Here is a 25,834-nt window from a genome sequence, read left to right as displayed (position 1 = left end):
GACTTAACTGTGTCTGGCCGGACGCGAGCCCGTGCATGCCCTGAGCGCACCTGTGTGGGATGCAGGCAGCGAGCGGCCAAGACCGAACTGCTGCGGATCGTGGCGGTCGAGGACGAATGCGTCCCCGATCCACGCGGTACGCTGCCCGGCCGGGGTGCGTATGTACACCCTGTCCAGGTCTGTCTCGACCAGGCGGTACGCCGCCGGGCACTCCCGCGGGCGCTGCGCGCCCCGGGCCCGCTGGACGTAAAGGCGTTGCGCCGGTACGTCGAGCAGTAACACCGTAAGAAGCGTCGTTCGGAACGTCCGTGCGGCTCTGGTACCCCGCGAGTTGGAAGTAGGTCGAGATTGCGATGAGCACTCGATGAGCACGCGATGAGTACGCCCATGAAGTAGCAACGGTCCGGACGCACCCGGACCTAAAAGGAGCGAAGTGGCTAAGGTCCGGGTATACGAACTCGCCAAGGAGTTCGGGGTTGAGAGCAAGGCCGTCATGGCCAAGCTCCAGGAACTCGGTGAATTCGTCCGTTCGGCGTCCTCGACGATCGAGGCGCCCGTAGTACGCAAGCTGACAGACGCCTTCCAGGGCGGTGGCAACGGCAGGTCCGCCGGCAAGCCCGCCCCGCGCAAGGCTGCCCCCAGGCCCGGCGCGCCCTCTCCGGCGCAGGCGGCCCGTCCGGGTGCCCCGAAGCCGGGCGCCCCGCGTCCGGCGGCCCCGCAGCCGCAGGCGCAGGCCCCGGCGGCTCCCGCGGCTCCGCAGGCGCCCTCGGCTCCGGCACCGGCGCCGGTCACCCCCGCGCCGGCCGCCTCCGGCCCGCGTCCCGTCCCGGGTCCCAAGCCCGCGCCGCGTCCGGCTCCGGCCGCGCCCGAGTTCACGGCTCCGCCGGCGCCTCCGGCCGCCGCGGCGCCGAGCCCGGCCGCCGCGCAGGGTCAGCGTCCCGGCAACGCCCCGCGTCCGAGCCAGGGTGCCCCGCGCCCCGGTGGCCGTCCGGCCCCCGGTCAGCGCGATGCCCGTCCGGGTCAGGGCGCGCCGCGTCCCGGTGGTCAGGCCCCGCGTCCCGGCGGTGCCCGTCCGGCCGGCCCGCGTCCCGGTAACAACCCCTTCACGTCCGGTGGCTCCACCGGCATGGCCCGCCCGCAGGCCCCGCGCCCGCAGGGTGGTCCGCGCCCGGGTGGCCCCGGTGCCCCCGGCGCCGGTCCCCGTCCGCAGGCGCCCGGCGCCCAGGGCGGCGGCCCGCGTCCGCAGGCGTCCGGCGGTGCCCGTCCGAGCCCGTCCGGCATGCCCCGCCCGCAGGGCGGTCCGCGTCCCGGCGGCGGCTCCGCGGGTCCGCGTCCGAACCCCGGCATGATGCCGCAGCGTCCCGCTGCCGGCCCGCGTCCCGGCCCCGGTGGCGGCGGTCGCGGTCCCGGCGGTGCGGGTCGTCCCGGCGGCGGCGCCGGTCGTCCCGGTGGCGGCGGCTTCGCCGGTCGTCCCGGTGGCGGCGGCGGTGGCGCCCGTCCGGGCGGTGGCGGCGGCTTCGCCGGCCGTCCCGGCGGCGGTGGCCCCGGCGGCGGTGGCGGCGGCTTCGGCGGCGGTCCCGGCGGTGGCGGCGGTCGTCCCGGCTTCGGTGGACGTCCGGGTGGTCCCGGCGGCCGTGGTGGCACGCAGGGCGCCTTCGGCCGTCCCGGCGGTCCCGCGCGTCGCGGTCGCAAGTCGAAGCGGCAGCGTCGCCAGGAGTACGAGGCCATGCAGGCCCCGAGCGTCGGCGGCGTGATGCTGCCGCGCGGCAACGGCGAGAGCATCCGTCTCTCCCGTGGCGCGTCGCTCACCGACTTCGCGGAGAAGATCAACGCCAACCCGGCGTCCCTCGTCGCGGTCATGATGAACCTCGGCGAGATGGTCACGGCCACGCAGTCGGTCTCGGACGAGACCCTGCACCTCCTCGCCGGCGAGATGAACTACACGGTTCAGATCGTCAGCCCCGAGGAGGAGGACCGCGAGCTGCTGGAGTCCTTCGACATCGAGTTCGGCGAGGACGAGGGCGGCGAGGACGACCTGGTGGTCCGTCCGCCGGTCGTGACCGTCATGGGTCACGTCGACCACGGAAAGACCCGACTGCTCGACGCCATCCGCAAGACGAACGTCATCGCGGGCGAGGCCGGCGGCATCACCCAGCACATCGGTGCCTACCAGGTCTCGACCGAGGTCAACGACGAAGAGCGCAAGATCACCTTCATCGACACCCCGGGTCACGAGGCGTTCACCGCCATGCGTGCCCGTGGTGCGAAGTCGACCGACATCGCGATCCTGGTCGTCGCGGCCAACGACGGCGTCATGCCGCAGACGGTCGAGGCGCTCAACCACGCCAAGGCGGCCGACGTCCCGATCGTCGTCGCGGTCAACAAGATCGACGTCGAGGGTGCCGACCCGACCAAGGTGCGCGGTCAGCTGACCGAGTACGGCCTCGTGGCCGAGGAGTACGGCGGCGACACCATGTTCGTCGACATCTCCGCCAAGCAGGGTCTGCACATTGACTCGCTGCTGGAGGCCGTGATCCTCACGGCCGACGCCTCGCTCGACCTGCGGGCCAACCCGGCCCAGGACGCGCAGGGCATCTCGATCGAGTCCCGCCTCGACCGCGGCCGCGGTGCCGTGGCGACGGTCCTCGTCCAGCGAGGCACGCTGCGGGTCGGCGACACGATGGTCGTGGGCGACGCCTACGGTCGCGTGCGCGCCATGCTCGACGACAACGGCAACAACGTCGCCGAGGCCGGCCCGTCGACGCCGGTCCAGGTCCTGGGCCTGACCAACGTCCCGGGTGCGGGCGACAACTTCCTGGTGGTGGACGAGGACCGTACGGCCCGTCAGATCGCCGAGAAGCGCGCCGCCCGCGAGCGCAACGCCGCGTTCGCCAAGCGCACGCGCCGCGTGTCGCTGGAGGACCTGGACAAGGTGCTCAAGGCCGGCGAGGTCCAGCAGCTGAACCTGATCATCAAGGGTGACGCCTCTGGTTCCGTCGAGGCCCTCGAGTCCTCGCTGCTCCAGCTGGACGTCGGCGAAGAGGTCGACATCCGCGTCCTGCACCGGGGCGTCGGTGCGGTCACGGAGTCCGACATCGACCTGGCGATGGGCTCCGACGCCATCGTGATCGGCTTCAACGTCCGCGCGGCCGGCCGCGCGGCGCAGATGGCCGAGCGCGAGGGTGTGGACGTCCGGTACTACTCGGTCATCTACCAGGCGATCGAGGAGATCGAGGCGGCCCTGAAGGGCATGCTGAAGCCGGAGTACGAGGAGGTCGAGCTCGGTACGGCGGAGATCCGCGAGGTCTTCAAGTCGTCCAAGCTGGGCAACATCGCCGGTGTCCTGGTCCGGTCGGGCGAGGTCAAGCGCAACACCAAGGCGCGCCTCATCCGCGACGGCAAGGTGGTCGCGGAGAACCTCACCATCTCCGGTCTGCGCCGCTTCAAGGACGACGTCACCGAGATCCGCGAAGGCTTCGAGGGTGGTATCAACCTCGGAAACTTCAACGACATCAAGGTCGACGACGTCATCGCGACGTACGAGATGCGGGAGAAGCCGCGGGTGTAAGGCCTACGGTTGCCAGCTGGCCGACGGGACTCCGGTGCCGTCGGCCGGCACTTTTCGCCGTCCGGCCGGACCGGTCGGCTGAGAGGCGCCGCCACGGGGCTCCGCCCCGGACCCCGGCCTCGCCCAGCCACCACCCGACTCGGCGAGCTGGAACGGTGCCCCCTCGGGCGAAGTCCGCTCGGCGGACCGAGGCGGTGCCTTCTTGGCCGGCCGAGCCGGGTGGCGGGTGGGCGAGGCCGGAGCCCTGTGGCGGCCGGCGAAAGTCGGTCGAGCCCCAGGCAGGGACGGGGTACGGTCTTGGCAGGGCCATCGATCCCGTACCGGCGGGTTAACCGGATACATACATGTACGTGGGGACCCTGTCCTTCGACCTCCTCCTCGGCGACATCCACTCGCTCAAGGAGAAACGCTCCGTCGTCCGCCCGATCGTCGCCGAACTCCAGCGGAAGTACGCCGTGAGCGCGGCCGAGGTGGACCATCTGGACCTTCACCGCAGGGCCGGCATCGGCCTTGCCCTGGTCTCCGGCGACGCCGTGCACCTGAGTGACGTGCTCGACCGGTGCGAACGGCTGGTCGCCGGCCGCCCCGAGGTGGAGCTGCTGTCGGTCCGACGGCGCTTTCACGGCGAAGACGACTAGACCTGAGAACGACAAGAAGAAAGAACGGGAGACGGACCAGTGGCCGACAACGCGCGGGCGAAAAGGCTGGCGGACCTCATCCGAGAGGTGGTGGCCCAGAAGCTGCAGCGCGGGATCAAGGACCCGCGGCTCGGCTCGCACGTCACCATCACGGACACCCGGGTCACGGGTGACCTTCGGGAGGCGACCGTCTTCTACACGGTGTACGGCGACGAGGAGGAGCGGAAGGCCGCCGCCGCCGGTCTGGAGAGCGCCAAGGGCATTCTCCGGTCCGAGGTCGGCCGCGCCGCAGGCGTGAAGTTCACGCCGACCCTCGCCTTCGTGGCGGACGCCCTCCCGGACACCGCCCGGAACATCGAGGACCTCCTCGACCGGGCGCGCCAGTCCGACGCGAAGGTCCGCGAGGCCTCCGCGGGCGCCGCCTACGCCGGTGAGGCCGACCCGTACCGGAAGCCGGGCGAGGAAGACGCCGACGAGACGGACGACGCCGCCGAATGACCAGCAAGCCCACCCCGCCCGACGGCCTTGTCATCGTCGACAAGCCGTCGGGTTTCACCTCGCACGACGTCGTCGCCAAGATGCGGGGCATCGCCCGCACCCGGCGCGTCGGGCACGCCGGCACCCTCGACCCCATGGCCACGGGCGTCCTCGTCCTCGGCATCGAGCGGGCGACCAAGCTCCTCGGGCACCTCGCCCTCACCGAGAAGGAGTACCTGGGGACGATCCGCCTCGGCCAGAACACGGTCACGGACGACGCCGAGGGCGAGATCACCTCGTCCGCCGACGCCTCCCAGGTCACCCGCGAGGCCGTCGACGCCGGCGTCGCCAAGCTGACCGGCGCCATCATGCAGGTCCCGTCCAAGGTGAGCGCCATCAAGATCGACGGTGTGCGCTCGTACAAGCGTGCCCGGGACGGCGAGGACTTCGACATCCCGGCCCGCCCGGTGACCGTCTCGTCGTTCGCCGTGTACGACGTCCGGGACGCCGTCGCCGAGGACGGCACCCCCGTCCTCGACCTGGTCGTCTCCGTCGTCTGCTCCTCCGGCACCTACATCCGCGCACTCGCCCGCGACCTCGGCGCCGACCTGGGCGTCGGCGGCCACCTCACCGCGCTGCGCCGCACCCGCGTCGGGCCGTACAAGCTGGACTCCGCGCGCACCCTGGACCAGCTCCAGCAGGAGCTCACCGTCATGCCGATCGCCGAGGCGGCCGGGGCCGCCTTCCGGCGCTGGGACGTGGACGCCAGGCGGGCCCGCCTGCTCACCAACGGCGTGCGCCTGGAGATGCCCGACGAGTACGCGGGCACCGGCCCCGTCGCCGTGTTCGACCCCGAGGGCCGCTTCCTGGCGCTCGTCGAGGAGCAGAAGGGCAAGGCGAAGAGCCTCGCCGTCTTCACCTGAGCCCTGCCCGTGGAGCGGCGACCACGGGGTCTGACGCCGCCGCCGCTCCACGGTCCCCCCTCGGTTCCCCCACCCCTAGGGTGTATCCACCCGCTCCCGGCCATTCACCCGACCGAGCAGGCGCTCGGAGTGAACCGGGGGAGCGGAGGGGGGCGCGTTCACCGCCCGCTCTGTCCCGCTGATCATTTGCGCCTACGGTCGAAGACAGCCGGAGACAAGGGCACCGGTGTACGGGCGGGGAGGTTCGATTCATGGCGGGACGGGGTCCGCGGACCGCGAGCGGTCGCCGGACGGCGGACGGTACGCGGGAAGCGGAGAAGGAGACGGCGCCAGGCCTCGACGAGCGGCTGGTCCAGGTCCGCGACCTCGCCGGTCGCCCGCGCGGCACCGGCTTCCTGGCCGATCATCACGGGACGCTCGTCACCAGCCACGAGGCCGTCGACGGCCTCACCCGGATCGTGCTGCACGCGGCCGGGCGGCGCACCTGCGTGGTCGGCCCGGACGCCGTCGTCCCGCTGCCCGCCTTCGACCTGGCCCTGGTCCGCACCGAGGGCCTCGCCGTGGACCCGCTCCCCGTCACCGTCCGGGAGCGCATTCCGGCCGGCACCTACGTACGCGTCGCCGCCGACCGCTGGCGCGAGGCCAGGGTCCTGGCCGCGACCGGGGTGACGTACACCGCCGCCGACCGCCGCCATTTCCTCGACGACGCCCTGGAGCTGGCGATCGGCACGGCGGGCCGGGACGCGCTGCGCCCCGGCGGTGGCGCGGCCGGCGGGCCGGTCCTCGACGCGGAGACCGGGGCGGTCCTGGCGGTCCTCGGCACCGCCCTCCGGTCCGGCCGGCGGGACGCGGGCTTCGCCGTCCCCCTCCACCACCCCGACAGCGGCCCGCTGGCCGACCTCCTGGCCACCAACGCGGCCACGGTCCCGGCCTACGGCATCGACCTCAACCTGGCAGGCGTACTGGAACTGACGGCCACCTCCGTGGCCCAGGACGGCCCCCCGGGCGCCCTGGCCGGATACGCAGGCCGTACGACCTCCGGCATGTCAGCGCCCCGCACTGGAACGTTCAGCACCGGGGCGCCCCGCCTTGGAGCGCCCCGTGCTGGAGCGCCCCAAAGGGGCGCGGGGAACTGCGCGACCAGCCACAGCGCACCCGCAGCCGCTCCACCACCTTTCCGGGCACTCGGAGGCGACTACACCAACCCCGTCCAACCGGTCGAACGCTCGACCGTCCCAGAGCAGCTGTCGGCCTTCGCCGAAGGCACCGGCACCGTCCTGGCCCTCGTCGGCGCCCCCGGAACGGGCCGCACCACCGAACTCGCCGCCCTGGCCGCCCGCCGCAATCGCGTCGCGGACCCCACCCTCTGGCTGCGCGGCGCCGACCTCAAGGACGCCGACGACTCCATCGCCGACGCCGCCCGCCGCTCCCTGGAACGCGCGCTCCGGATCGTCGCCGCCTCCCGCTCGCAACTCCCCGGAGACCTGGGCGAGTTGACCGTGGAACGGCTGGCCCGCCGCGCCGTCCGGGCCGGCCGCCCGCTCCTCCTCCTGCTGGACGGCCCCGAGGAGATGCCCCTGGCCCTCGCCCACCGGCTAGCCGGCTGGACCAAGGGCACCGCGGACTGGCTGCGCGACACCGGCGCCCGCCTGCTCGTGGCCTGCCGCGAGGAGTACTGGGAGCGCGCCGGCGCCGAATTCCCGCCCGGACTCCTGCACGTCCCGGGCTCCGGACCCGCGTGCGGACCGGTCACGGCCGGCGGCCCCCCGTGCATCCGGCTGACCGACCTCACCCCCGACGAGGCCCGTAGCGCCCGCTCCCGCTACGGCGTCCCCGACGGCGTCCTCATCGACCGCGACGCCCGCCACCCCCTCGCCCTGCGTCTGCTCTCCGAGGTCCGCGCCGCGCTCCCGGACGCCCCGGCCTGCGACGACCCGATCGACCGGCACGACGTCTTCGCCGCCTACCTGGACCTGATGTGCCTGCGCGTCGCGGTCCGGCTGGCCGCCGAGAACGGCCTGCGCGGTACGGCCGTACGGCGCCTCGCCGCCCGGGTCTCCGGACAGGTGCACGAAGCCGCCCGGCGCTGCCTCGGCCCCGGCCAGGGCGAGCTGGACCGGGAGTCGTTCGAAGCGCTGTTCCCCTGGGGGCCCGTCCCCGCCCACCTCGGCGGCGGCTCCGGCTGGGCCTCCGCCGTGCTCACCGAGGGCCTGCTGGTGCCCGCCGGCGGCGGCTACCGCTTCGCCCACGAGGAGTTCGCCGACTGGATCCAGGGCATGCACCTGGACCTGGACGACGCCCTGCACGCGCTGGTCCACCGCCCCCGCACCCCCGTGGGCACCTGCCTCCCGCCCGTACCGCAGCACAGGGTCGGCCCGGTCGTCCAGGCCCTGCTGCTGCTCGACCGCGAGTACGGGCCGAGCCGACTCGCGCCACGGCTGGACGAGTTGGTGCACGCCCTCGACCTGGACCCCGCCTCCTGGTGGGCGGCGCGTCTGCTCGCCCAGACCCTGCTGGGGCTGCCCGACGCGGCCCCGTACACCGGGGTGCTGCGCCTGCTCGCCGACCAGGTGGTGGGCCAAGAGCACACCGCGCCCGCCGAGTTCGGGCCCGGCTTCTGGACGGCGCTCGCCCTCCCGGCCGCCGACCTCTTCGATCTGCTGCGCAGACTGGTGCTCGCCGACGAGCCGCTGCCCGACACGGCGGGCCTCGGCCGCTTCGGAGCCCGGCCGACACGACCGCCGGCACGGCCACCGGCCCGGCCGGTGACGGAGGGGCCCGAGAGTGCCGCCCCGCGCCATCTGGACGCCGTGGCCAGGCTGCTGGCCGTCGACCCCGTCACCGTACAGCCGTACCTCACCCGGTGGTTCGACGACGAGCGGCCGTTGCCCGCGATGCCGCACGCCACCGTGGCGACGGCCGCCCAGGCGCTGCTGCACACCCACCGGCACCGGGCCCCGGACGACCTGACCGAAGTGCTGGTGGACGCGGCACACCGGCGCGGCGACGAGTTGCTCGCCGTACTCGCCGAGGACGAGCCGTCGGCGGTCTGCCGGGCCGTGGACCGCTGGGCGCACGACGAGCGGCCGGCCCGCCGGGTGGCGGCCGTGGCCCACGGGCTGCGCACCGCCCCGCACGTCCGCAGCGACCCCGACCGCGAACTGCTCCGCCACGCCGCGCTCGCCCTGCTCGCCCGTCCCGCCGACCGCGCCCTGCACGGCGGCGCCCTCGCCCTGCTGGTCCGCGACCCGGGAACCCGCGCCCGTCATCTCCCGCAGGCACTGGGGCACTTCGGGGCCGGCGACCCGCAGCTCACGCCCGCCGCCCTGCTCCCGGCCCTGGCCACCCACCCCGACGAGGTCCTGGAGGCCTTCCGCGCCCGGCTGCGCGGACCGGACGCCGCACAGGTGCTGCGCACCCTCGCCCACGTCACCGCACCCGCCCTCGCCCAGCCGATCACCGAGCTGGTCCTGGAGGCCGCCGGGCTGCGGCCGGAGCTCGCCGGGCCGGTGGCTGCCTTCGTCGAGCGCCGCCTCGACCAGGGCACCGAGGCCCGCACCGTCCTCCTGCCGCTGGTCACCGAGCTGCTCGACAACGGCCCCGAGTCGGTCCGGGCGGCCCTCGCGACCGTTCTCGGTGCGGCCGGCACCCCGGCCTCGCGACCGCTGCGCCAGGAACTCCTGGAGTTCCTGCTGCACCGCGAACGCGACCCGGACGTCCTCGAGACGCTGCTGCACGCGGCCGCCGCACAGCGCGAGGACGACGGCGACGGCATGCGCGAGCTGGTCAGGCGCACCGGACTGCTGCTCGTCCGCACCCCGGACGGCGCGGCCCGGTTCGACCGGGGGCTGGTCGACCTCGGCCGGCACGTGCCGGGCTTCGCGGCCCTGATGGCCCGCTGGCTCACCGACACCCCGCAGGAATGGGCCGCGGTGGTCGGCCCGAGCACCCGCCGGATGCTCGGGAACCTGGCGGGTGTGCGGGTCCCCGCGTGATCGCGGACACGTGCGCCCGGTCACAGCGACCGTGCCGGTGTGAGCCGCGTGCGCCAAACATGGCACCCTTAGACCTGCGTAAGTAGGGACAACGGACACACGTTCGAGGAGCGGACACAGTGCAGCGCTGGCGTGGCTTGGAGGACATCCCCGAGGACTGGGGGCGCAGCGTCGTCACCATCGGTTCCTACGACGGGGTGCACCGCGGTCACCAGCTGATCATCCGGCATGCCGTGGACCGCGCCCGTGAGCTGGGCATCCCGGCGGTCGTCGTCACCTTCGACCCGCACCCCAGCGAGGTCGTCCGCCCCGGCAGCCACCCGCCGCTGCTCGCCCCGCACCACACCCGCGCCGAGCTGATGGCGGAGCTGGGCGTGGACGCGGTGCTGATCCTCCCCTTCACCACCGAGTTCTCGAGGCTGTCGGCCGCCGACTTCGTGGTGAAGGTCCTGGTCGACAAGTTGCACGCCAAGGCCGTCGTGGAGGGCCCCAACTTCCGCTTCGGCCACAAGGCCGCGGGCAGCGTCGAGTTCCTCATCGAGCAGGGCAAGGTGTACGACTTCGAGGTGGAGGTCGTCGAACTGTTCGTGCGCGGGGCGGCGGGCGGCGGCGAGCCGTTCTCCTCGACCCTGACCCGGCGCCTGGTCGCCGCGGGCGACATGGCGGGCGCGCGCGAGATCCTGGGCCACCCGCACCGGGTGGAGGGCGTGGTCGTGCGCGGCGCCCAGCGCGGCCGCGAGCTGGGCTTCCCCACCGCCAACGTGGAGACCCTCCCGCACACCGCCATCCCCGCCGACGGCGTCTACGCCGGCTACCTGCACGCCCAGGGCGAGGTGATGCCGGCCGCGATCTCCGTCGGCACCAACCCGCAGTTCGGCGGCACCGAGCGCACGGTGGAGGCGTACGCCATCGACCGCGTGGGCCTCGACCTGTACGGCCTGCACGTCGCCGTCGACTTCCTGGCCTACGTCCGGGGCCAGGCCAAGTTCGACTCGCTCGACGCGCTGCTGGAGCAGATGGCCGAGGACGTCAAGCGCTGCCGGGAGCTGGTGGCGGCCGAGGGCGCCTGAGCGGAGGTTCGTCCAGACGACGAAGGGCGGCCGGTGCGGTGAGGCACCGGCCGCCCTTCGGCGTATCGGCTACTGCTGCGGCGGCTGTCCGTGCGGAGGCTGGGCCGGCTGCTGCGGATAGCCGTATCCGGGTTGCGGCTGCGGCTGCGGCTGCGGCTGGGACTGCGGCTGCGGGGGATACGGCTGCTGTCCCGGCTGCGGCGGGTGGGGCTGGGCGCCGGGCTGCGGCTGGCCGTACAGCTCCTGCTGCGGCGGCTGTCCCTGCGGGGGCTGCGGGGGCTGCGTTTGCTGCGGCGGGTACGGCTGCTGCGGCGCGTACGGCTGCGGCTGCCCAGGCGCGTACGGCTGCGGCTGGCCGGGCGCGTAGTACTGCTGGCCGGGCAGGGGCCGGCCGGGCATCGGCGGGGCGGCGACCGGCGGCGGGTTGCCGTCGCTGGTCCACAGGCCGTGCATCTGCTGGTGCCGGGTGAAGTCCTCGGCGACCATCGCCGCGAGGTTGAAGTACGCTTCCCGCACCTTCGGCCGCATCATGTCGAGGTCGACCTCGGCACCGGCGGACAGGTGCTCGTCGAAGGGGACGACCACGACCCCCCGGCAGCGCGTCTCGAAGTGCGCCACGATGTCCTCGACCTTGATCATCTTGCCGGTCTCGCGGACCCCGGAGATCACGGTGATGGACCGCTGCACCAGGTCGGCGTACCCGTGCGCGGACAGCCAGTCCAGCGTCGTGCTCGCGCTGCTGGCCCCGTCCACCGACGGCGTCGAGATGATGATCAGCTGGTCGGCGAGGTCGAGCACCCCGCGCATCGCGCTGTACAGCAGACCGGTGCCGGAGTCGGTGAGGATGATCGGGTACTGCCTGCCCAGCACGTCGATCGCGCGCCGGTAGTCCTCGTCGTTGAAGGTGGTCGAGACGGCCGGGTCGACGTCGTTGGCGATGATCTCCAGGCCGGACGGGGCCTGTGAGGTGAACCGCCGGATGTCCATGTAGGAGTTGAGGTACGGGATCGCCTGGACCAGGTCACGGATGGTGGCCCCGGTCTCGCGGCGCACGCGGCGGCCGAGGGTGCCGGCGTCCGGGTTGGCGTCGATGGCGAGGATCTTGTCCTGCCGCTCGGTGGCGAGGGTGGAGCCGAGCGCGGTGGTCGTGGTGGTCTTGCCGACACCGCCCTTCAGGCTGATCACCGCTATCCGGTAGCAGGACAGCACGGGCGTGCGGATCAGCTCCAGCTTCCGCTGCCGCTCGGCCTCCTCCTTCTTCCCGCCGATCTTGAACCGCGAGGATCCGGCAGCGGGCCGGCCGCTCTTCGCCTTCTGCTTCTTGTTGTTGAGCAGCCGGTCGGAGGACAGCTCCACGGCGGCGGTGTACCCGAGCGGCGCCGCACCGGGGTTGGTCATCTGCCGCTGGTCGTGCTGGATGGGCTGCGGCCAGGCGGCACCCGCCCGGGGATCGACGGGCGGCTGCGGGTGCGGCTGCGGCTGCGCCGCCTGCTCGGGTGCCTGCGGTGCCTGTGCGGCGCGGGGGTCCTGAGCGGCGGCGGCCTGCTGCGGCTGGGGCTGTGGCGGCTGTCCGGGCTGCGGGAAGCCGTAACCGCCGGGCTGGGCCGGAGGAGTCATGGGCTGCGGGAAGCCGTAGCCGCCCGGTGCCTGCGGCGGCGGTACGGGGGCGCCCGGCGGCGGGAAGCCGTAACCGCCCTGTGCGTCCGGCACGGGGGGCTGTGCGGGCGCGGGCTGGTGCCAGGCGGCGGGCGCGGGATGCGGGGCCTGCGGCGGGAACGGCCGCGGATCCGGCGCGGCGGTGGGCTGGGGCTGGCCGGGCACCGGCTCCGGTGCGGCCGGCTGGACCGGCCACTGGGCGGCGGGGGCGGGGGCCGCGGGCTGGTAGGACGGCGGCAGCGGCGGGACCACCGCCGGAGGTGTCGGCGGGGGAGTCCAGGCGGTGGGCACGGGGTCCTCGGGAGCCGGGGGCGCCTCCTGCGGCGGGGCCGGCGCCGCGGTGACGGCGGGGGGCTCGACGGGGTCCACGACGGCTACGTCCTCGCCGGTCTGGTCGTCCTCGCCGGTCTGGTCGTCCTCGGCGCGAGCCTCGTCGTCGTTCTCGTCAGGAGTGTCCTCGCCGTTTCGGGTGTCCGCGACGACAACATCCTCGGACCGGGACCGGGGCTCGCCGTCGTCCGCGGTGTCCGCCGGGACGGCTTCCTGGACCGGCTCCTCCCTCTCGGCCGTACCGTCGGCCTGGGCCTGGGCCTGGGCCTGGGCCTGGGCCTGGGCCTGGGCCTCGGCGACCCCGGCCTCGTCGGGCGCGTCCGCGTCGGAGTCGTCCCTGTCGGCCGACGGCTCGGACTTGTCGTCGGCGTCCTCCTCGACTCCCTCGGCCGCCCCGGAGGGCACCGGAAGCGCGCGGACCTCGGCGTCCCCTTCGGCTTCCCCCTCTTCGGCGGCGGCGGCGGTCGGCTCGGCGGCCTCGGCCACCTCACGCTTCACCGCGACGGCGGAGAACCGCATCGTCGCACCGCTCTCCAGGTCACCGCTGTCCTGCTCGGGCTCCGGCACCGACTCCTCGGCGGGGGCAGGCAGCGGCTCGAAACCGACCGGCAGTTTCGGAACGGCGGCCGGACCGTCGGCGGGCGGCGCGGCCGGGGTGAACGGCGCCGTGGGCGGAGGGGTGAAGGGAGCCCCCGGAGTTGACGCGGGTGCCGGAGTGAACGGCGCACCCGGCGTCGCGGCGGGCGGTGGCGTGAACGGCGCCCCAGGAGTTGACGCGGGCGGGGGAGCGAAGGGAGCACCCGGAGCTGATGTGGGCGGCGGGGGAGTGAAGGGAGCACCCGGAGCTGATGTGGGCGGCGGCGTGAAGGGCGCGCCCGGAGCAGATGCCGGCGGAGCCGGGGGCGGCGGAGTGAAGGGCAGCCCGGGGCCCGGCTTCCCACCCCCCTGCTGGGCGTGCGGAGGAGGCGTCAGCCCGGGGATCGGCACCCCTGGCGGGAACGGCGAACGAGGCGGTGCGGCAGGTCCCGTACCGGCCCCCGCGGCACCTGTCCCCGGACGGCTCTCCGCGCCGGGCTTGCCTGCCGATCCCGGGTCACCCGAGCCGGAGCCGCCCGGACCGTCCGGACCGCCGGTCGGCGGCGCGGAACCGTCGGCCGCGTTCTGCGTGTACCACGCGGGCGGCGCGTAGTCGATCGTGAACTCGCCCGTCATCTCGTTGAGTGACTCCGCGTCGGGCTGGTCATCGCCGGGTGTGGCCCAGCCCCCGCGGATCCCGTCCCGATCGCTGCTCACAGTTCCTCCTGATGTGGTCGAGCACCCTCATGCCGTGCCGGCGCGACGACCATGTCGTGTCGTTCTCAGCATCCGTATTCGTGCGAGGTAGTCCGATCCACCGGCTCTCCCCCCTCGGGACTCCGACGCCGTGTTCACGGTCCTGACGTCGCGCCCCCCTCCCAGCCTAATCACCATGAGCCGCACCTCGGCAGGCCCGTCCGCCTCTCGTGACAGGTCCACCTGGTCACACCCTGCCCGGAAGTGCCGTACGGGGCCTTCGTATTGCCGAACGGTCGACGAACAAAAGGGGCAAGAGCCGTCAGTTCGGTTACCAGTTGGCGTCTGCCGCCCTGCCCACCCCCGTCATGAGTCCGCTGGGACGCCGGGGTTGTGAACAGTTGCCGATCGGCGGTGCTTGAACATGCCGGTACGTGTGCGTGTTTCCGGGTACCGGCGGGCGAATTCCATGGGTGGGGAACGGGAGTTCGTGCGCCGACGGCAAACTTCTCGGCGGACCACTCCGCTCCGGCCATGACCTCACCGGCACCGCCGGTCACCGTGACACGCAGGTCGGCCGTGCGCTGATCCGGCTGCCGCCCTGGGACTGGACCGGGCGGCACTCCTCGCGATCACCGCGGAGGGCCTCGACTTCGCCGGCGCCGGAACCAGCCCGTCCGCGGCCGGACCGAGAAAAGTCCCGTCCGCGGCCGGACCGCGAAAAGGGCGGCACGCGCGCGTGCCGCCCCGCAGAGGTCGCTGTTCCTACTGGGCGGCCAGGCCCCCGTTGCGCTCGTTCGGCTCCAGGTCGAACTCCCCGTCCCGGGCGCCCAGCACGAACGCCCGCCACTCCGCCTCCGTGTACCGCAGCACGGTGCCGTGGTCGAGCGAGGACCGCATGGCCACCGCGCCCTCCGGCAGATAGGCGATCTCGACCCGCTCCTCGTCCTGCTCGGTACCGGGCGCGCAGTGCCACTCGACGCCCGAGATGTCGAGCGCGTAGAGCTCGTCCCGTTCCCGCTCCTTGCGCGCCTTCATCTCCTCAGCCGTCTCGCTCATCCCGCAGCGACCCCTTCCCGTCGTACCTAGGCTGTGACCGTCACATTACTGGGCGTCGTACCGGGCTCGTATCTTTCTTCCGTATCCCCGGGACGGAGCCCCCCATCGGCACTGGTACCCTTGACGACGGACGTTTGTGTACGCACCCCCGGAGTCCTCGCGGACCCCGGAGGCAGCGCCCAGCGGACCTCGCCACCCGAGTTGTGCAAGCTTCCCCGCGATGAAGACCGGGGGCACTCGGTGGCCATTCACGGACTATGAGGAGTACGCGTGTCGCTCGACGCCGCCACGAAGAAGCAGATCATCACCGAGTTCGGCACCAAGGAAGGTGACACCGGCTCCCCCGAGGTCCAGGTCGCCATGCTCTCGCGCCGGATCTCCGACCTGACGGAGCACCTCAAGGTCCACAAGCACGACCACCACTCCCGCCGTGGCCTGCTGATCCTGGTCGGTCAGCGTCGTCGCCTCCTGCAGTACCTGGCGAAGAAGGACATCCAGCGCTTCCGTGCGCTGGTCGACCGCCTGGGCATCCGCCGCGGTGCGGCGGGCGCCAAGTAAGACGCCGTGAAGGGAGCGGTTCCCGGAAGCCCCGGGACCGCTCCCTTTGCCGTACGTGCGGAAACTCGCGGAGTGTCACTCACGCTTTGTAGTGTGGTAGCACAACGCCATACGCACGACATGCACGACAGCGAAGAAGGAGAAGCGCACCCAAGCCGCCGCCGGTCCTCGGTAGTGGCCCCCGGGGGAAGCGAGCCCCGGGTGCTTCGATCGAAGACCGGCCCGCACAGCACGGCGCGCTTCTCCGTGACGTCCCCCCGCCACACGGGCGGATCGGGACAAAAGACGTAACGCAGACGAAAGTAACGGAGAAAACGCTAGTGGAGAACGAGACCCACTACGCCGAGGCCGTCATCGACAACGGCGCCTTCGGCACCCGCACCATCCGCTTCGAGACGGGCCGCCTGGCCAAGCAGGCCGCCGGCTCCGCCGTGGCATACCTGGACGACGACACCATGGTGCTGTCGGCCACCACCGCCTCCAAGAACCCCAAGGACCAGCTCGACTTCTTCCCCCTCACGGTGGACGTCGAGGAGCGGATGTACGCCGCCGGCAAGATCCCGGGTTCCTTCTTCCGCCGTGAGGGCCGGCCGAGCGAGGACGCGATCCTCACCTGCCGTCTGATCGACCGCCCGCTGCGCCCGTCCTTCAAGAAGGGCCTGCGCAACGAGATCCAGGTCGTCGCCACCATCATGGCGCTCAACCCCGACCACCTGTACGACGTCGTCGCGATCAACGCCGCGTCCGCGTCCACCCAGCTGGCCGGTCTGCCCTTCTCCGGCCCGATCGGCGGCGTCCGCGTCGCGCTGATCAGCGGCCAGTGGGTCGCGTTCCCGACCCACACCGAGCTGGAGGACGCCGTCTTCGACATGGTCGTCGCCGGCCGCGTCCTGGAGGACGGCGACGTCGCGATCATGATGGTCGAGGCCGAGGCCACCGACAAGACCATCCAGCTGGTCAAGGGCGGCGCCGAGGCGCCGACCGAGGACGTCGTGGCCGCCGGCCTGGACGCCGCGAAGCCCTTCATCAAGGTCCTGTGCAAGGCGCAGGCCGACCTCGCCGCCAAGGCCGCCAAGCCGACTGGCGAGTTCCCGATCTTCCTCGACTACCAGGACGACGTCCTGGAGGCGCTGTCCGCCGCCGTCCGCCCGGAGCTCGCCTCCGCGCTGACCATCGCGGGCAAGCAGGAGCGCGAGGCCGAGCTGGACCGCGTCAAGGGCCTGGCCGCCGAGAAGCTGCTCCCCGAGTTCGAGGGCCGCGAGAAGGAGATCTCCGCCGCGTACCGCTCGCTCACCAAGCAGCTGGTCCGCGAGCGCGTGATCAAGGAGAAGAAGCGCATCGACGGCCGCGGTGTCACGGACATCCGGACGCTCGCCGCCGAGGTCGAGGCCATCCCGCGCGTGCACGGCTCGGCGCTGTTCGAGCGCGGCGAGACCCAGATCCTGGGCGTCACCACCCTGAACATGCTCCGGATGGAGCAGCAGCTGGACACCCTCTCCCCGGTGACCCGCAAGCGCTACATGCACAACTACAACTTCCCGCCGTACTCCACCGGCGAGACCGGCCGCGTCGGCTCCCCCAAGCGCCGCGAGATCGGCCACGGTGCCCTCGCCGAGCGCGCCCTGGTCCCGGTCCTGCCGGCCCGCGAGGAGTTCCCCTACGCGATCCGCCAGGTGTCCGAGGCCCTCGGCTCCAACGGCTCGACGTCCATGGGCTCGGTGTGCGCCAGCACCATGTCGCTCCTGAACGCCGGTGTGCCGCTGAAGGCCCCGGTCGCCGGTATCGCGATGGGCCTGATCTCCCAGGAGATCGACGGGGAGACGCACTACGTCACCCTCACCGACATCCTCGGTGCGGAGGACGCCTTCGGTGACATGGACTTCAAGGTCGCCGGCACCAAGGAGTTCGTCACCGCCCTCCAGCTCGACACCAAGCTGGACGGCATCCCGGCCTCCGTCCTGGCCGCCGCCCTCAAGCAGGCCCGGGACGCCCGCCTCCACATCCTCGACGTGATGATGGAAGCGATCGACAAGCCGGACGAGATGTCCCCCAACGCGCCGCGGATCATCACCGTGAAGATCCCGGTCGACAAGATCGGCGAGGTCATCGGCCCCAAGGGCAAGATGATCAACCAGATCCAGGAGGACACCGGCGCCGAGATCACCATCGAGGACGACGGCACCATCTACATCGGTGCCGCCGACGGCCCGTCCGCCGAGGCCGCCCGCGCCACCATCAACGGCATCGCCAACCCGACGATGCCCGAGGTCGGCGAGCGCTACCTCGGTACGGTCGTGAAGACGACGACGTTCGGCGCCTTCGTCTCCCTCCTCCCCGGCAAGGACGGTCTGCTGCACATCTCGCAGATCCGCAAGCTGGCCGGCGGCAAGCGCGTGGAGAACGTCGAGGACGTCCTCGGTGTGGGCCAGAAGGTCCAGGTCGAGATCGCCGAGATCGACTCCCGCGGCAAGCTCTCCCTCATCCCCGTGATCGAGGGCGAGGAAGAGGCTTCCGGGGACGCGAAGGACGCTGCGTCCGACAGCGGCGAGGCTGCGGGCGACAAGTGACGTCGAGCAGCTCCACGGCGACGGCCCGCACCTCTTCGGAGGCGCGGGCCGTCGCCCGTACCCAAACCCTGATCAAGGGCGAGAACGGCATCGGCACGGTCCGCAAGACCACCCTCCCCGGCGGCCTGCGCATCGTCACCGAGACCCTGCCCTCGGTCCGCTCCGCGACCTTCGGCATCTGGGCCCATGTCGGCTCCCGCGACGAGACCCCCGCCCTGAACGGCGCCACGCACTACCTGGAGCACCTGCTCTTCAAGGGCACCACGCGCCGCTCCGCCCTGGACATCTCCTCCGCCATCGACGCGGTCGGCGGCGAGATGAACGCGTTCACGGCGAAGGAGTACACGTGCTACTACGCGCGCGTGCTCGACACCGACCTGCCGCTCGCCATAGACGTCGTCTGTGACATGCTCACGGGCTCCCTGATCCTCGAGGACGACGTCAACGTCGAGCGCGGCGCGATCCTCGAAGAGATCGCGATGACCGAGGACGACCCGGGCGACTGCGTGCACGACCTGTTCGCGCACACCATGTTCGGCGACAACGCCCTCGGCCGCCCGGTCCTCGGCACGGTCGACACCGTCAACGCCCTCAGCGCCGACCGCATCCGCCGCTTCTACAAGAAGCACTACGACCCCACCCACCTGGTGGTCGCGGCCGCCGGCAACATCGACCACAACAAGGTCGTACGACAGGTCCGCGCGGCCTTCGAGAAGGCCGGCGCGTTCAAGAACTCCGACGCCCGGCCCATCGCCCCGCGCGACGGCCGCCGCAGCATCCGCACCGCGGGCCGCGTCGAACTGCTCGGCCGCAAGACCGAACAGGCACACGTCGTCCTCGGCATGCCGGGCCTCGCCCGCACCGACGACCGCCGCTGGGCGCTCGGCGTGCTCAACACCGCCCTCGGCGGCGGCATGTCGTCCCGGCTCTTCCAGGAGGTCCGCGAGAAGCGCGGCCTGGCCTACAGCGTGTACTCCTACACCTCGGGCTTCGCCGACTGCGGCCTCTTCGGCGTCTACGCCGGCTGCCGGCCCTCGCAGGTGCACGACGTGCTCAAGATCTGCCGGGACGAACTCGACCAGGTCGCCGAGTACGGGCTGCCCGACGACGAGATCGGCCGCGCCATCGGCCAGCTCCAGGGCTCCACGGTCCTCGGCCTGGAGGACACCGGTGCGCTGATGAACCGTATCGGCAAGAGCGAACTGTGCTGGGGCGAGCAGATGTCCGTCGACGACATGCTGGCCCGGATAGCCGCCGTGACCCCCGACGAGGTCCGCTCGGTCGCCCGCGACATCCTGGGACAGCGCCCGTCGCTGTCGGTCATCGGCCCCCTCAAGGACAAACAGGCCGCACGCCTGCACGACGCCGTCGCCTGACACACCACAGGTAAGGAACGAAGAACAAGATGAGCAAGCTGCGCGTGGCGGTCCTCGGCGCCAAGGGCCGTATCGGGTCCGCGGCGGTGGCGGCGGTCGAGGCCGCCGAGGACCTGGAGCTGGTCGTCGCCCTCGGCCGGGGCGACAAACTGGAGGTGCTGGAGGCGTCCGGCGCCCAGGTCGCGGTCGAGCTCACCACCCCCGCCTCGGTCATGGGCAACCTCGACTTCTGCGTGCGCCACGGCATCCACGCCGTCGTCGGCACCACGGGCTGGACCGACGAGCGCCTCACGCAGCTCAAGGGGTGGCTCGCCCAGTCCCCGGAGACCGGCGTGCTCATCGCCCCGAACTTCTCCATCGGCGCCGTGCTGACGATGAAGTTCGCCCAGATCGCCGCGCCCTACTTCGAGTCGGTGGAGGTCGTCGAACTCCACCACCCGAACAAGGTGGACGCGCCGAGCGGCACGGCCACGCGCACGGCCCAGCTCATCGCCGAGGCCCGCCGCGCGGCCGGCACCGCCCCGGCCCCGGACGCCACGGTGACGGCCCTGGACGGCGCGCGGGGCGCCAGCGTCGACGGAGTCCCCGTGCACGCCGTCCGCCTCCGCGGCCTCCTCGCCCACCAGGAGGTCCTGCTGGGCGGCGAGGGCGAGACCCTCACCATCCGGCACGACTCCCTCCACCACAGCAGCTTCATGCCGGGCATCCTGCTCGGCGCCCGCCGGGTGGTGACCACTCCGGGCCTGACCTTCGGCCTGGAGAACTTCCTGGACCTGAGCTGAGCCGGTACGACGACATGCGCGCGAAGATCTCCTACGCCGTCACGGCCGCCGTCCTGGTGTTCTACTTCGTCCTGGTCGGCAGCCGGGGCGTGATGCTCATCCAGACCGGCACGGTCCTCACCGTCACCTTCGGGGTGGCGGTGCTGATCCTGCCGGTCATCGGCCTGTGGTTCCTGTGGAAGAACACCCAGTTCGTCCGCCGGGCCAACGCCCTCGCCGCCGAACTCGACGCCGAGGGCGGCCTGCCCGTGGACGAGCTGAAACGCACGCCCGGCGGCCGGATCGACCGGGACTCGGCCGACGAGGTCTTCGCCAAGCGCAAGGCCGAGACCGAGGCCGCCCCCGACGACTGGCGCAGCTGGTTCCGCCTCGCCGTCGCCTACCACGACGCCCGCGACACCCCGCGCGCCCGCAAGGCGATGCAGCGCGCCATCGCCCTGCACGACGGCAGAACACCCTTTTCCGCCTGAACCGGCGCCGCTCTCACGGACGGCACCTCAAGGGTTTCGCCGGTACTCCGCCGCCCACGCCTCCACCGCGTCCGCCGCACGGTCGAAGGCCGACGCCCGGCCCACGAAGTCCATGCCGTGCGTGGTCAGCAGCGGCTCGGCGTCCGTGGGAGAGCGGTCCTTGCGTACGAGGGTCAGCGCCTGCCCCTGCACGGTCCGCGGCAGGCCCAGCCAGCGCACCGGCTGCTGTGCCGTACGCACCGAGACGACCCGCTTCCAGGGCACCGTCCGCGTGTACAGCAGACCGACCTGGCGCACGCCGCGCGCGCTCACCCACACGCCCATGCGCAGTATCCGCAGCGCGGCGGCGACGATCAGCAGCGCGATGCCGAAGGCCGCCCCGGCGGAGGACAGCTCGCCGGTCAGGGCCAGCGCGACCGCCGCGAACAGCACGAACGAGGAGAGCAGCAGCCACAGGGCGGCCCCGCCGACCCGCCACGGGCCGGGCCGGTAGGGGCGCCGCCAGCGGTTCCGGTCGTCGTACGGCAGGGCGTTGTCGAGTGCCGCGTCATAGGCGCGGTCGGCCGTCAGGAAGGGCAGGGGCACGGCTGGTCCTCACTCAATCCATGCGTGGGCTGTGCCGGTGAGGCTATCCGCCCGTGTCCCTGCCCACCACTCACGGGGGTCCGGAAGGGGTCAGTGCCCCTGGGAGGCCTGTGACCGCTGGATCTGCGTGTCCGAGGGCGTGGACAGCGCCGGCATGCCGAGCACCAGCGAGCCCACCAGCCCGGCCACGATGGTGAGCCCGAGCAGCCACCGTCCGGCCGTCTGACTCACGGACGACCGCCGACGGGGCGGCGGAGTGACATTGCTGCGGAACCTGTCGGCTTCGGCGAGGAAGGCGAACGGGACCGGTTCGCGCCGACCGGACATGGGCGGTGCATCCCCTCTCGGGATCGAACGACTGTCTGTCATCTACACAGACGCGGGAGTGGCCCGAGAGGTGCCCGGTTTCACCGAATTCACAGAAATTCGCGGCCGTATGTCGCGCCCCGGCACCGAACGCCCCGTTGTCGGTGCCGGGCCGTAGAGTGGGCGCCGCCCGAGAGAAGTGATGGAAGGACCCTCCGAGCCGTGACCGACACCCCCGCCGACGACCTCAAACCCAGTTTCCGGAGCGACGTCACCGTCGAGCTGGTCAAGCACAGCGCGACCGACTCCGACGTGCTGTGGGCCGCACGCGTCTCCACCGCCGGCGAGCAGTCCCTGGACGAGCTGAAGAAGGACCCCGAGCGCTCCAAGGGCCTCATCAACTACCTGATGCGCGATCGGCACGGCAGCCCCTTCGAGCACAACTCGATGACCTTCTTCATCAGCGCCCCGATCTTCGTCTTCCGCGAGTTCATGCGGCACCGGGTGGGGTGGTCCTACAACGAGGAGTCGGGCCGCTACCGCGAGCTCCAGCCGGTCTTCTACGTCCCCGGAGAGTCCCGCAAGCTCGTCCAGGAGGGCCGCCCCGGCAAGTACGTCTTCGTCGAGGGCACCCAGGCCCAGCAGGAACTGGTCGGCAACGTCATGGAGGACTCCTACCGGCAGGCGTACGAGGCCTACCAGGAGATGCTCGCCGCCGGCGTCGCCCGCGAGGTCGCCCGGGCGGTGCTGCCCGTGGGGCTCTTCTCCTCGATGTACGCCACCTGCAACGCCCGCTCGCTGATGCACTTCCTGGGGCTGCGCACCCAGCACGAGCTGGCCAAGGTGCCGTCCTTCCCGCAACGGGAGATCGAGATGGTGGGCGAGAAGATGGAGGCGGAGTGGGCCAAGCTCATGCCGCTCACCCACGCGGCCTTCAACGCCAACGGCCGAGTGGCGCCGTAGCACCTCTTCGGGCCCCGGTCGGGCGCCCTGGCACGGTCATCCGGGCGTGCCAGGACGGATGCGGGGATCAGCCTCGCGAGGTGTCCGTATTGCGGCATTTAGAGAAGTTCATCTAGCCTGATCAAACGGACCCGGCACTGCTTGAACCCCCGAGCAGGCAGTGCCGGGCTCCGCATTTGTCATGACTTTCCCCGTACCCCGAGGGCAGACCACACAGTGGGCAGCGAGTAGCGTGTAACCCATGGCTCCGACCTCCACTCCGCAGACCCCCTTCGGGCGGGTTCTCACCGCCATGGTCACGCCGTTCACGGCGGACGGCGCACTCGACCTCGACGGCGCACAGCGGCTCGCCACCCACCTGGTGGACGCAGGCAACGACGGCCTGATCGTCAACGGCACCACCGGCGAGTCCCCGACCACCGGCGACGCGGAGAAATCGGACCTGGTACGAGCCGTACTGGAGGCGGTCGGCGACCGCGCCCACGTCCTGGCCGGCGTCGGCACCAACGACACCCACCACAGCATCGAGCTGGCCCGCCAGGCCGAGCGCGACGGCGCCCACGGCCTGCTGATCGTCACGCCGTACTACAACAAGCCCCCGCAGGAGGGGCTGTACCGGCACTTCACGGCCGTCGCCGACGCCACCGGGCTGCCCGTCATGCTCTACGACATCCCCGGCCGCAGCGGCGTCCCGATCAGCACCGAGACGCTCGTCCGCCTCGCCGAGCACCCGAGGATCGTCGCCAACAAGGACGCCAAGGGCGACCTCGGCCGTGCCAGCTGGGCCATCGCGCAGTCCGGGCTCGCCTGGTACTCGGGCGACGACATGCTGAACCTGCCGCTGCTCTCCGTGGGCGCGGTCGGCTTCGTCTCGGTCGTCGGCCACCTGGTCACCCCCGACCTGCGGGCCCTCGTCGACGCGTACACCTCCGGTGACGTCGTCAAGGCCACCGAGATCCACCAGAAGCTGCTCCCCGTCTACACCGGCATGTTCCGCACCCAGGGCGTCATGACCACCAAGGCGGCGCTCGCCCTCCAGGGACTGCCCGCAGGACCCCTGCGCGCACCGATGGTCGAGTGCTCGGCCGAAGAGATCGCCCAGCTCAAGATCGATCTTGCCGCGGGCGGGGTACAACTCTGACAACAGACTTCGCGCGGTCGTCCGCGCAGCAACGCTTCACAACTGAACAAGCGGGACCACCGGTGCCCGCACCCCATTGAAGAAAACGACAACTGCTCATGCACGAACGTCACGCACGCCATGTGCCGGACCGGTACGTGGCGTGCGTGGTGAGGAGAGTCTTTTGAGTCATCCGCATCCTGAACTCGGCCCGCCGCCCCGGCTCCCCGAAGGCGCCCTCCGCGTCACGCCGCTCGGCGGCCTCGGCGAGATCGGCCGAAACATGACCGTCTTCGAGTACGGCGGCCGCCTGCTGATCGTCGACTGCGGAGTGCTCTTCCCCGAGGAGGAGCAGCCCGGAATCGACCTGATCCTGCCGGACTTCTCGTCCATCCGGGACCGCCTCGACGATATCGAGGGCATCGTCCTCACCCATGGCCACGAGGACCACATCGGCGGTGTCCCCTTCCTGCTCCGCGAGAAGCCGGACATCCCGCTGGTCGGCTCCAAGCTGACCCTCGCGCTCATCGAGGCGAAGCTCCAGGAGCACCGCATCCGCCCCTACACCCTGGAAGTGGCCGAGGGGCAGCGCGAGCGCGTCGGTCCCTTCGACTGCGAGTTCATCGCCGTCAACCACTCCATCCCCGACGCGCTGGCCGTGGCCATCCGCACCCCGGCCGGCATGGTGGTCCACACCGGCGACTTCAAGATGGACCAGCTCCCGCTGGACCGGCGCCTCACGGACCTGCACGCGTTCGCACGGCTGAGCGAAGAGGGCATCGACCTCCTCCTGGCCGACTCGACGAACGCAGAAGTCCCGGGCTTCGTCCCGCCCGAGCGCGACATCTCCAACGTCCTGCGCCAGGTCTTCGCCGGCGCCAGCAAGCGGATCATCGTGGCGAGCTTCGCCAGCCACGTCCACCGCATCCAGCAGATTCTGGACGCGGCCCACGAGTACGGCCGCCGGGTCGCCTTCGTCGGCCGCTCCATGGTCCGCAACATGGGCATCGCACGGGACCTCGGCTACCTGAAGGTCCCGCCGGGCCTGGTGGTCGACGTCAAGACGCTCGACGACCTCCCCGACCACGAGGTGGTCCTGGTCTGCACCGGCTCACAGGGCGAACCGATGGCCGCCCTGTCCCGGATGGCCAACCGCGACCACCAGATCCGCATCGTCGACGGCGACACGGTCATCCTGGCCTCGTCCCTCATCCCCGGAAACGAGAACGCGGTCTACCGCGTCATCAACGGCCTGACCCGCTGGGGCGCCCACGTCGTCCACAAGGGCAACGCCAAGGTGCACGTGTCCGGCCACGCCTCCGCCGGCGAACTGCTGTACTTCTACAACATCTGCCGGCCGAAGAACCTGATGCCGGTCCACGGCGAATGGCGCCACCTGCGTGCCAACGCGGAGCTCGGCGCCCTCACCGGCGTCCCGCACGACCGCATCGTCATCGCCGAGGACGGCGTCGTCGTCGACCTCGTCGCGGGCAAGGCCAAGATCTCCGGCAAGGTCCAGGCGGGTTACGTGTACGTCGACGGTCTCTCGGTCGGTGACGTCGGTGAGCCGGCCCTCAAGGACCGCAAGATCCTCGGCGACGAGGGCATCATCTCGGTCTTCGTCGTCGTCGACTCGTCCACCGGCAAGATCACGGGCGGGCCCTATGTCCAGGCCCGCGGTTCCGGCATCGACGACTCGGCGTTCGTGGACGTCATCCCGAAGGTCTCGGAGGTCCTGGAACGCTCGGCCCAGGACGGGGTCGTGGAACCCCACCAGCTGCAGCAACTCATCCGACGCACCCTCGGCAAGTGGGTCTCGGACACCTACCGGCGCAGGCCGATGATCCTCCCGGTGGTCGTGGAGGTCTGACGCGCGCGCGGAGCGGGGTGCCTCGATTTGCATCGGGGCACCCCGCTCCAGTACGTTTACGGCTCCGCCCAGCGGGGAACCCCAGTGCTTCATGGACTGGATCGGTTCGCCCCGGACCGGGTGGAAATTCCGACTCAGAACTTCTGATAAAGTCGGAGCCGCCGGAAAGGGAAACGCGAGAGCGGGAACCTGGAAAGCACCGAGGAAATCGGATCGGGAAAAGGTCTGATAGAGTCGGAAACGCAAGAT

The 25,834-nt window shown here is 71.9% G+C and carries 19 protein-coding genes; 15 read left to right on the top strand and 4 right to left on the bottom strand.

Annotated features, from left to right (window positions below; translation table 11 throughout):
• Nucleotides 1-9 precede the first annotated feature (9 nt).
• From LQ326_RS13390 to LQ326_RS13360, 7 genes are all read left to right on the top strand, one after another.
• Complete coding sequence (locus LQ326_RS13390; protein ID WP_234536009.1) at nt 10-279, top strand: YlxR family protein; 270 nt, start codon at nt 10-12, stop codon at nt 277-279.
• 154 nt (nt 280-433) lie between these two features.
• Complete coding sequence (gene infB, locus LQ326_RS13385) at nt 434-3,568, top strand: translation initiation factor IF-2 (RefSeq protein WP_234536008.1); 3,135 nt, start codon at nt 434-436, stop codon at nt 3,566-3,568.
• A 344-nt stretch (nt 3,569-3,912) separates the two neighbouring features.
• A complete protein-coding gene (locus LQ326_RS13380; RefSeq protein WP_181806721.1) occupies nt 3,913-4,206 on the top strand; it encodes a DUF503 domain-containing protein in 294 nt (97 codons plus the stop codon).
• Between the two features lie 39 nt (nt 4,207-4,245).
• Complete coding sequence (gene rbfA / locus LQ326_RS13375) at nt 4,246-4,704, top strand: 30S ribosome-binding factor RbfA (protein WP_234536007.1); 459 nt, start codon at nt 4,246-4,248, stop codon at nt 4,702-4,704.
• Nucleotides 4,701-5,606, top strand: coding sequence for a tRNA pseudouridine(55) synthase TruB (truB, locus tag LQ326_RS13370; protein WP_181806719.1), 906 nt, complete (start codon nt 4,701-4,703; stop codon nt 5,604-5,606). The genes rbfA and truB overlap by 4 nt, the downstream gene beginning before the upstream one ends.
• Nucleotides 5,607-5,857: 251 nt before the next feature.
• A complete protein-coding gene (locus tag LQ326_RS13365; RefSeq protein ID WP_234536006.1) occupies nt 5,858-9,601 on the top strand; it encodes a trypsin-like peptidase domain-containing protein in 3,744 nt (1,247 codons plus the stop codon).
• A gap of 119 nt (nt 9,602-9,720) precedes the next feature.
• Nucleotides 9,721-10,671, top strand: coding sequence for a bifunctional riboflavin kinase/FAD synthetase (locus tag LQ326_RS13360; RefSeq protein ID WP_234536005.1), 951 nt, complete (start codon nt 9,721-9,723; stop codon nt 10,669-10,671).
• 69 nt (nt 10,672-10,740) lie between these two features.
• On the opposite strand, the gene LQ326_RS13355 is transcribed toward LQ326_RS13360, so the two are convergent.
• Nucleotides 10,741-13,950 (bottom strand): SCO5717 family growth-regulating ATPase, encoded by a 3,210-nt coding sequence (locus tag LQ326_RS13355; RefSeq protein ID WP_234536004.1) that lies wholly within the window; start codon nt 13,948-13,950, stop codon nt 10,741-10,743.
• Nucleotides 13,951-14,694: 744 nt separating this feature from the next.
• A complete protein-coding gene (locus tag LQ326_RS13350) occupies nt 14,695-14,988 on the bottom strand; it encodes a DUF397 domain-containing protein (protein ID WP_181804473.1) in 294 nt (97 codons plus the stop codon).
• A 270-nt stretch (nt 14,989-15,258) separates the two neighbouring features.
• Here LQ326_RS13350 and rpsO point away from each other — a divergent pair, with 270 nt between their 5' ends.
• The 5 genes from rpsO to LQ326_RS13325 all read left to right on the top strand — a co-directional run bounded on the left by rpsO (nt 15,259) and on the right by LQ326_RS13325 (nt 20,741).
• The gene (gene rpsO / locus LQ326_RS13345) at nt 15,259-15,546 is read left to right on the top strand and encodes a 30S ribosomal protein S15 (RefSeq protein WP_089098391.1); all 288 of its coding nucleotides are present in this window, start codon (nt 15,259-15,261) and stop codon (nt 15,544-15,546) included.
• A 320-nt stretch (nt 15,547-15,866) separates the two neighbouring features.
• Nucleotides 15,867-18,113, top strand: coding sequence for a polyribonucleotide nucleotidyltransferase (locus tag LQ326_RS13340; protein ID WP_234536003.1), 2,247 nt, complete (start codon nt 15,867-15,869; stop codon nt 18,111-18,113).
• Nucleotides 18,110-19,489 carry a M16 family metallopeptidase gene (locus LQ326_RS13335; RefSeq protein WP_234536002.1) on the top strand — a complete coding sequence of 460 codons (1,380 nt, stop codon included), beginning with the start codon at nt 18,110-18,112 and terminating at the stop codon, nt 19,487-19,489. Before LQ326_RS13340 ends, LQ326_RS13335 begins: the two co-directional genes overlap by 4 nt.
• 29 nt (nt 19,490-19,518) lie before the next feature.
• Nucleotides 19,519-20,271 (top strand): 4-hydroxy-tetrahydrodipicolinate reductase, encoded by a 753-nt coding sequence (gene dapB, locus LQ326_RS13330; protein ID WP_234536001.1) that lies wholly within the window; start codon nt 19,519-19,521, stop codon nt 20,269-20,271.
• A 14-nt stretch (nt 20,272-20,285) separates the two neighbouring features.
• Nucleotides 20,286-20,741, top strand: coding sequence for a tetratricopeptide repeat protein (locus LQ326_RS13325; RefSeq protein ID WP_234536000.1), 456 nt, complete (start codon nt 20,286-20,288; stop codon nt 20,739-20,741).
• A gap of 27 nt (nt 20,742-20,768) precedes the next feature.
• Here the strand turns inward: LQ326_RS13325 and LQ326_RS13320 are convergent, their stop codons facing one another.
• Both LQ326_RS13320 and LQ326_RS13315 read right to left on the bottom strand, forming a co-directional pair.
• Nucleotides 20,769-21,326, bottom strand: a complete 558-nt coding sequence (locus LQ326_RS13320) for an SCO5741 family PH domain-containing membrane protein (protein ID WP_234535999.1) — start codon at nt 21,324-21,326, stop codon at nt 20,769-20,771.
• Between the two features lie 90 nt (nt 21,327-21,416).
• Complete coding sequence (locus LQ326_RS13315) at nt 21,417-21,653, bottom strand: hypothetical protein (protein ID WP_234535998.1); 237 nt, start codon at nt 21,651-21,653, stop codon at nt 21,417-21,419.
• Nucleotides 21,654-21,854: 201 nt separating this feature from the next.
• On the opposite strand from LQ326_RS13315, the gene thyX reads away from it, so the two are divergent.
• The 3 genes from thyX (at nt 21,855) to LQ326_RS13300 (ending at nt 25,585) form a co-directional block, all read left to right on the top strand.
• Nucleotides 21,855-22,595: an FAD-dependent thymidylate synthase gene (gene thyX / locus LQ326_RS13310; RefSeq protein WP_234535997.1), complete on the top strand. Its 741-nt coding sequence runs from the start codon at nt 21,855-21,857 to the stop codon at nt 22,593-22,595.
• A gap of 241 nt (nt 22,596-22,836) precedes the next feature.
• Nucleotides 22,837-23,736, top strand: a complete 900-nt coding sequence (gene dapA, locus LQ326_RS13305; protein WP_234535996.1) for a 4-hydroxy-tetrahydrodipicolinate synthase — start codon at nt 22,837-22,839, stop codon at nt 23,734-23,736.
• 163 nt (nt 23,737-23,899) lie between these two features.
• The gene (locus LQ326_RS13300) at nt 23,900-25,585 is read left to right on the top strand and encodes a ribonuclease J (protein ID WP_234535995.1); all 1,686 of its coding nucleotides are present in this window, start codon (nt 23,900-23,902) and stop codon (nt 25,583-25,585) included.
• Nucleotides 25,586-25,834: the final 249 nt, after the last annotated feature.

The sequence above is a fragment of the Streptomyces shenzhenensis genome, from assembly GCF_021462265.1.
GTDB lineage: Bacteria > Actinomycetota > Actinomycetes > Streptomycetales > Streptomycetaceae > Streptomyces > Streptomyces shenzhenensis.
This window is presented reverse-complemented; position numbering and strand designations above follow the sequence as displayed.

What these genes read in the sequence shown, in the direction of transcription:
- LQ326_RS13380 (WP_181806721.1), top strand. Translation starts at nt 3,913, where the DNA reads ATGTACGTGGGGACCCTGTCCTTCGACCTCCTCCTCGGCGACATCCAC.
- truB (WP_181806719.1), top strand. Translation starts at nt 4,701, where the DNA reads ATGACCAGCAAGCCCACCCCGCCCGACGGCCTTGTCATCGTCGACAAG.
- LQ326_RS13365 (WP_234536006.1), top strand. Translation starts at nt 5,858, where the DNA reads ATGGCGGGACGGGGTCCGCGGACCGCGAGCGGTCGCCGGACGGCGGAC.
- LQ326_RS13350 (WP_181804473.1), bottom strand. Translation starts at nt 14,988, where the DNA reads ATGAGCGAGACGGCTGAGGAGATGAAGGCGCGCAAGGAGCGGGAACGG.
- dapB (WP_234536001.1), top strand. Translation starts at nt 19,519, where the DNA reads ATGAGCAAGCTGCGCGTGGCGGTCCTCGGCGCCAAGGGCCGTATCGGG.
- LQ326_RS13325 (WP_234536000.1), top strand. Translation starts at nt 20,286, where the DNA reads ATGCGCGCGAAGATCTCCTACGCCGTCACGGCCGCCGTCCTGGTGTTC.
- LQ326_RS13315 (WP_234535998.1), bottom strand. Translation starts at nt 21,653, where the DNA reads ATGTCCGGTCGGCGCGAACCGGTCCCGTTCGCCTTCCTCGCCGAAGCC.
- dapA (WP_234535996.1), top strand. Translation starts at nt 22,837, where the DNA reads ATGGCTCCGACCTCCACTCCGCAGACCCCCTTCGGGCGGGTTCTCACC.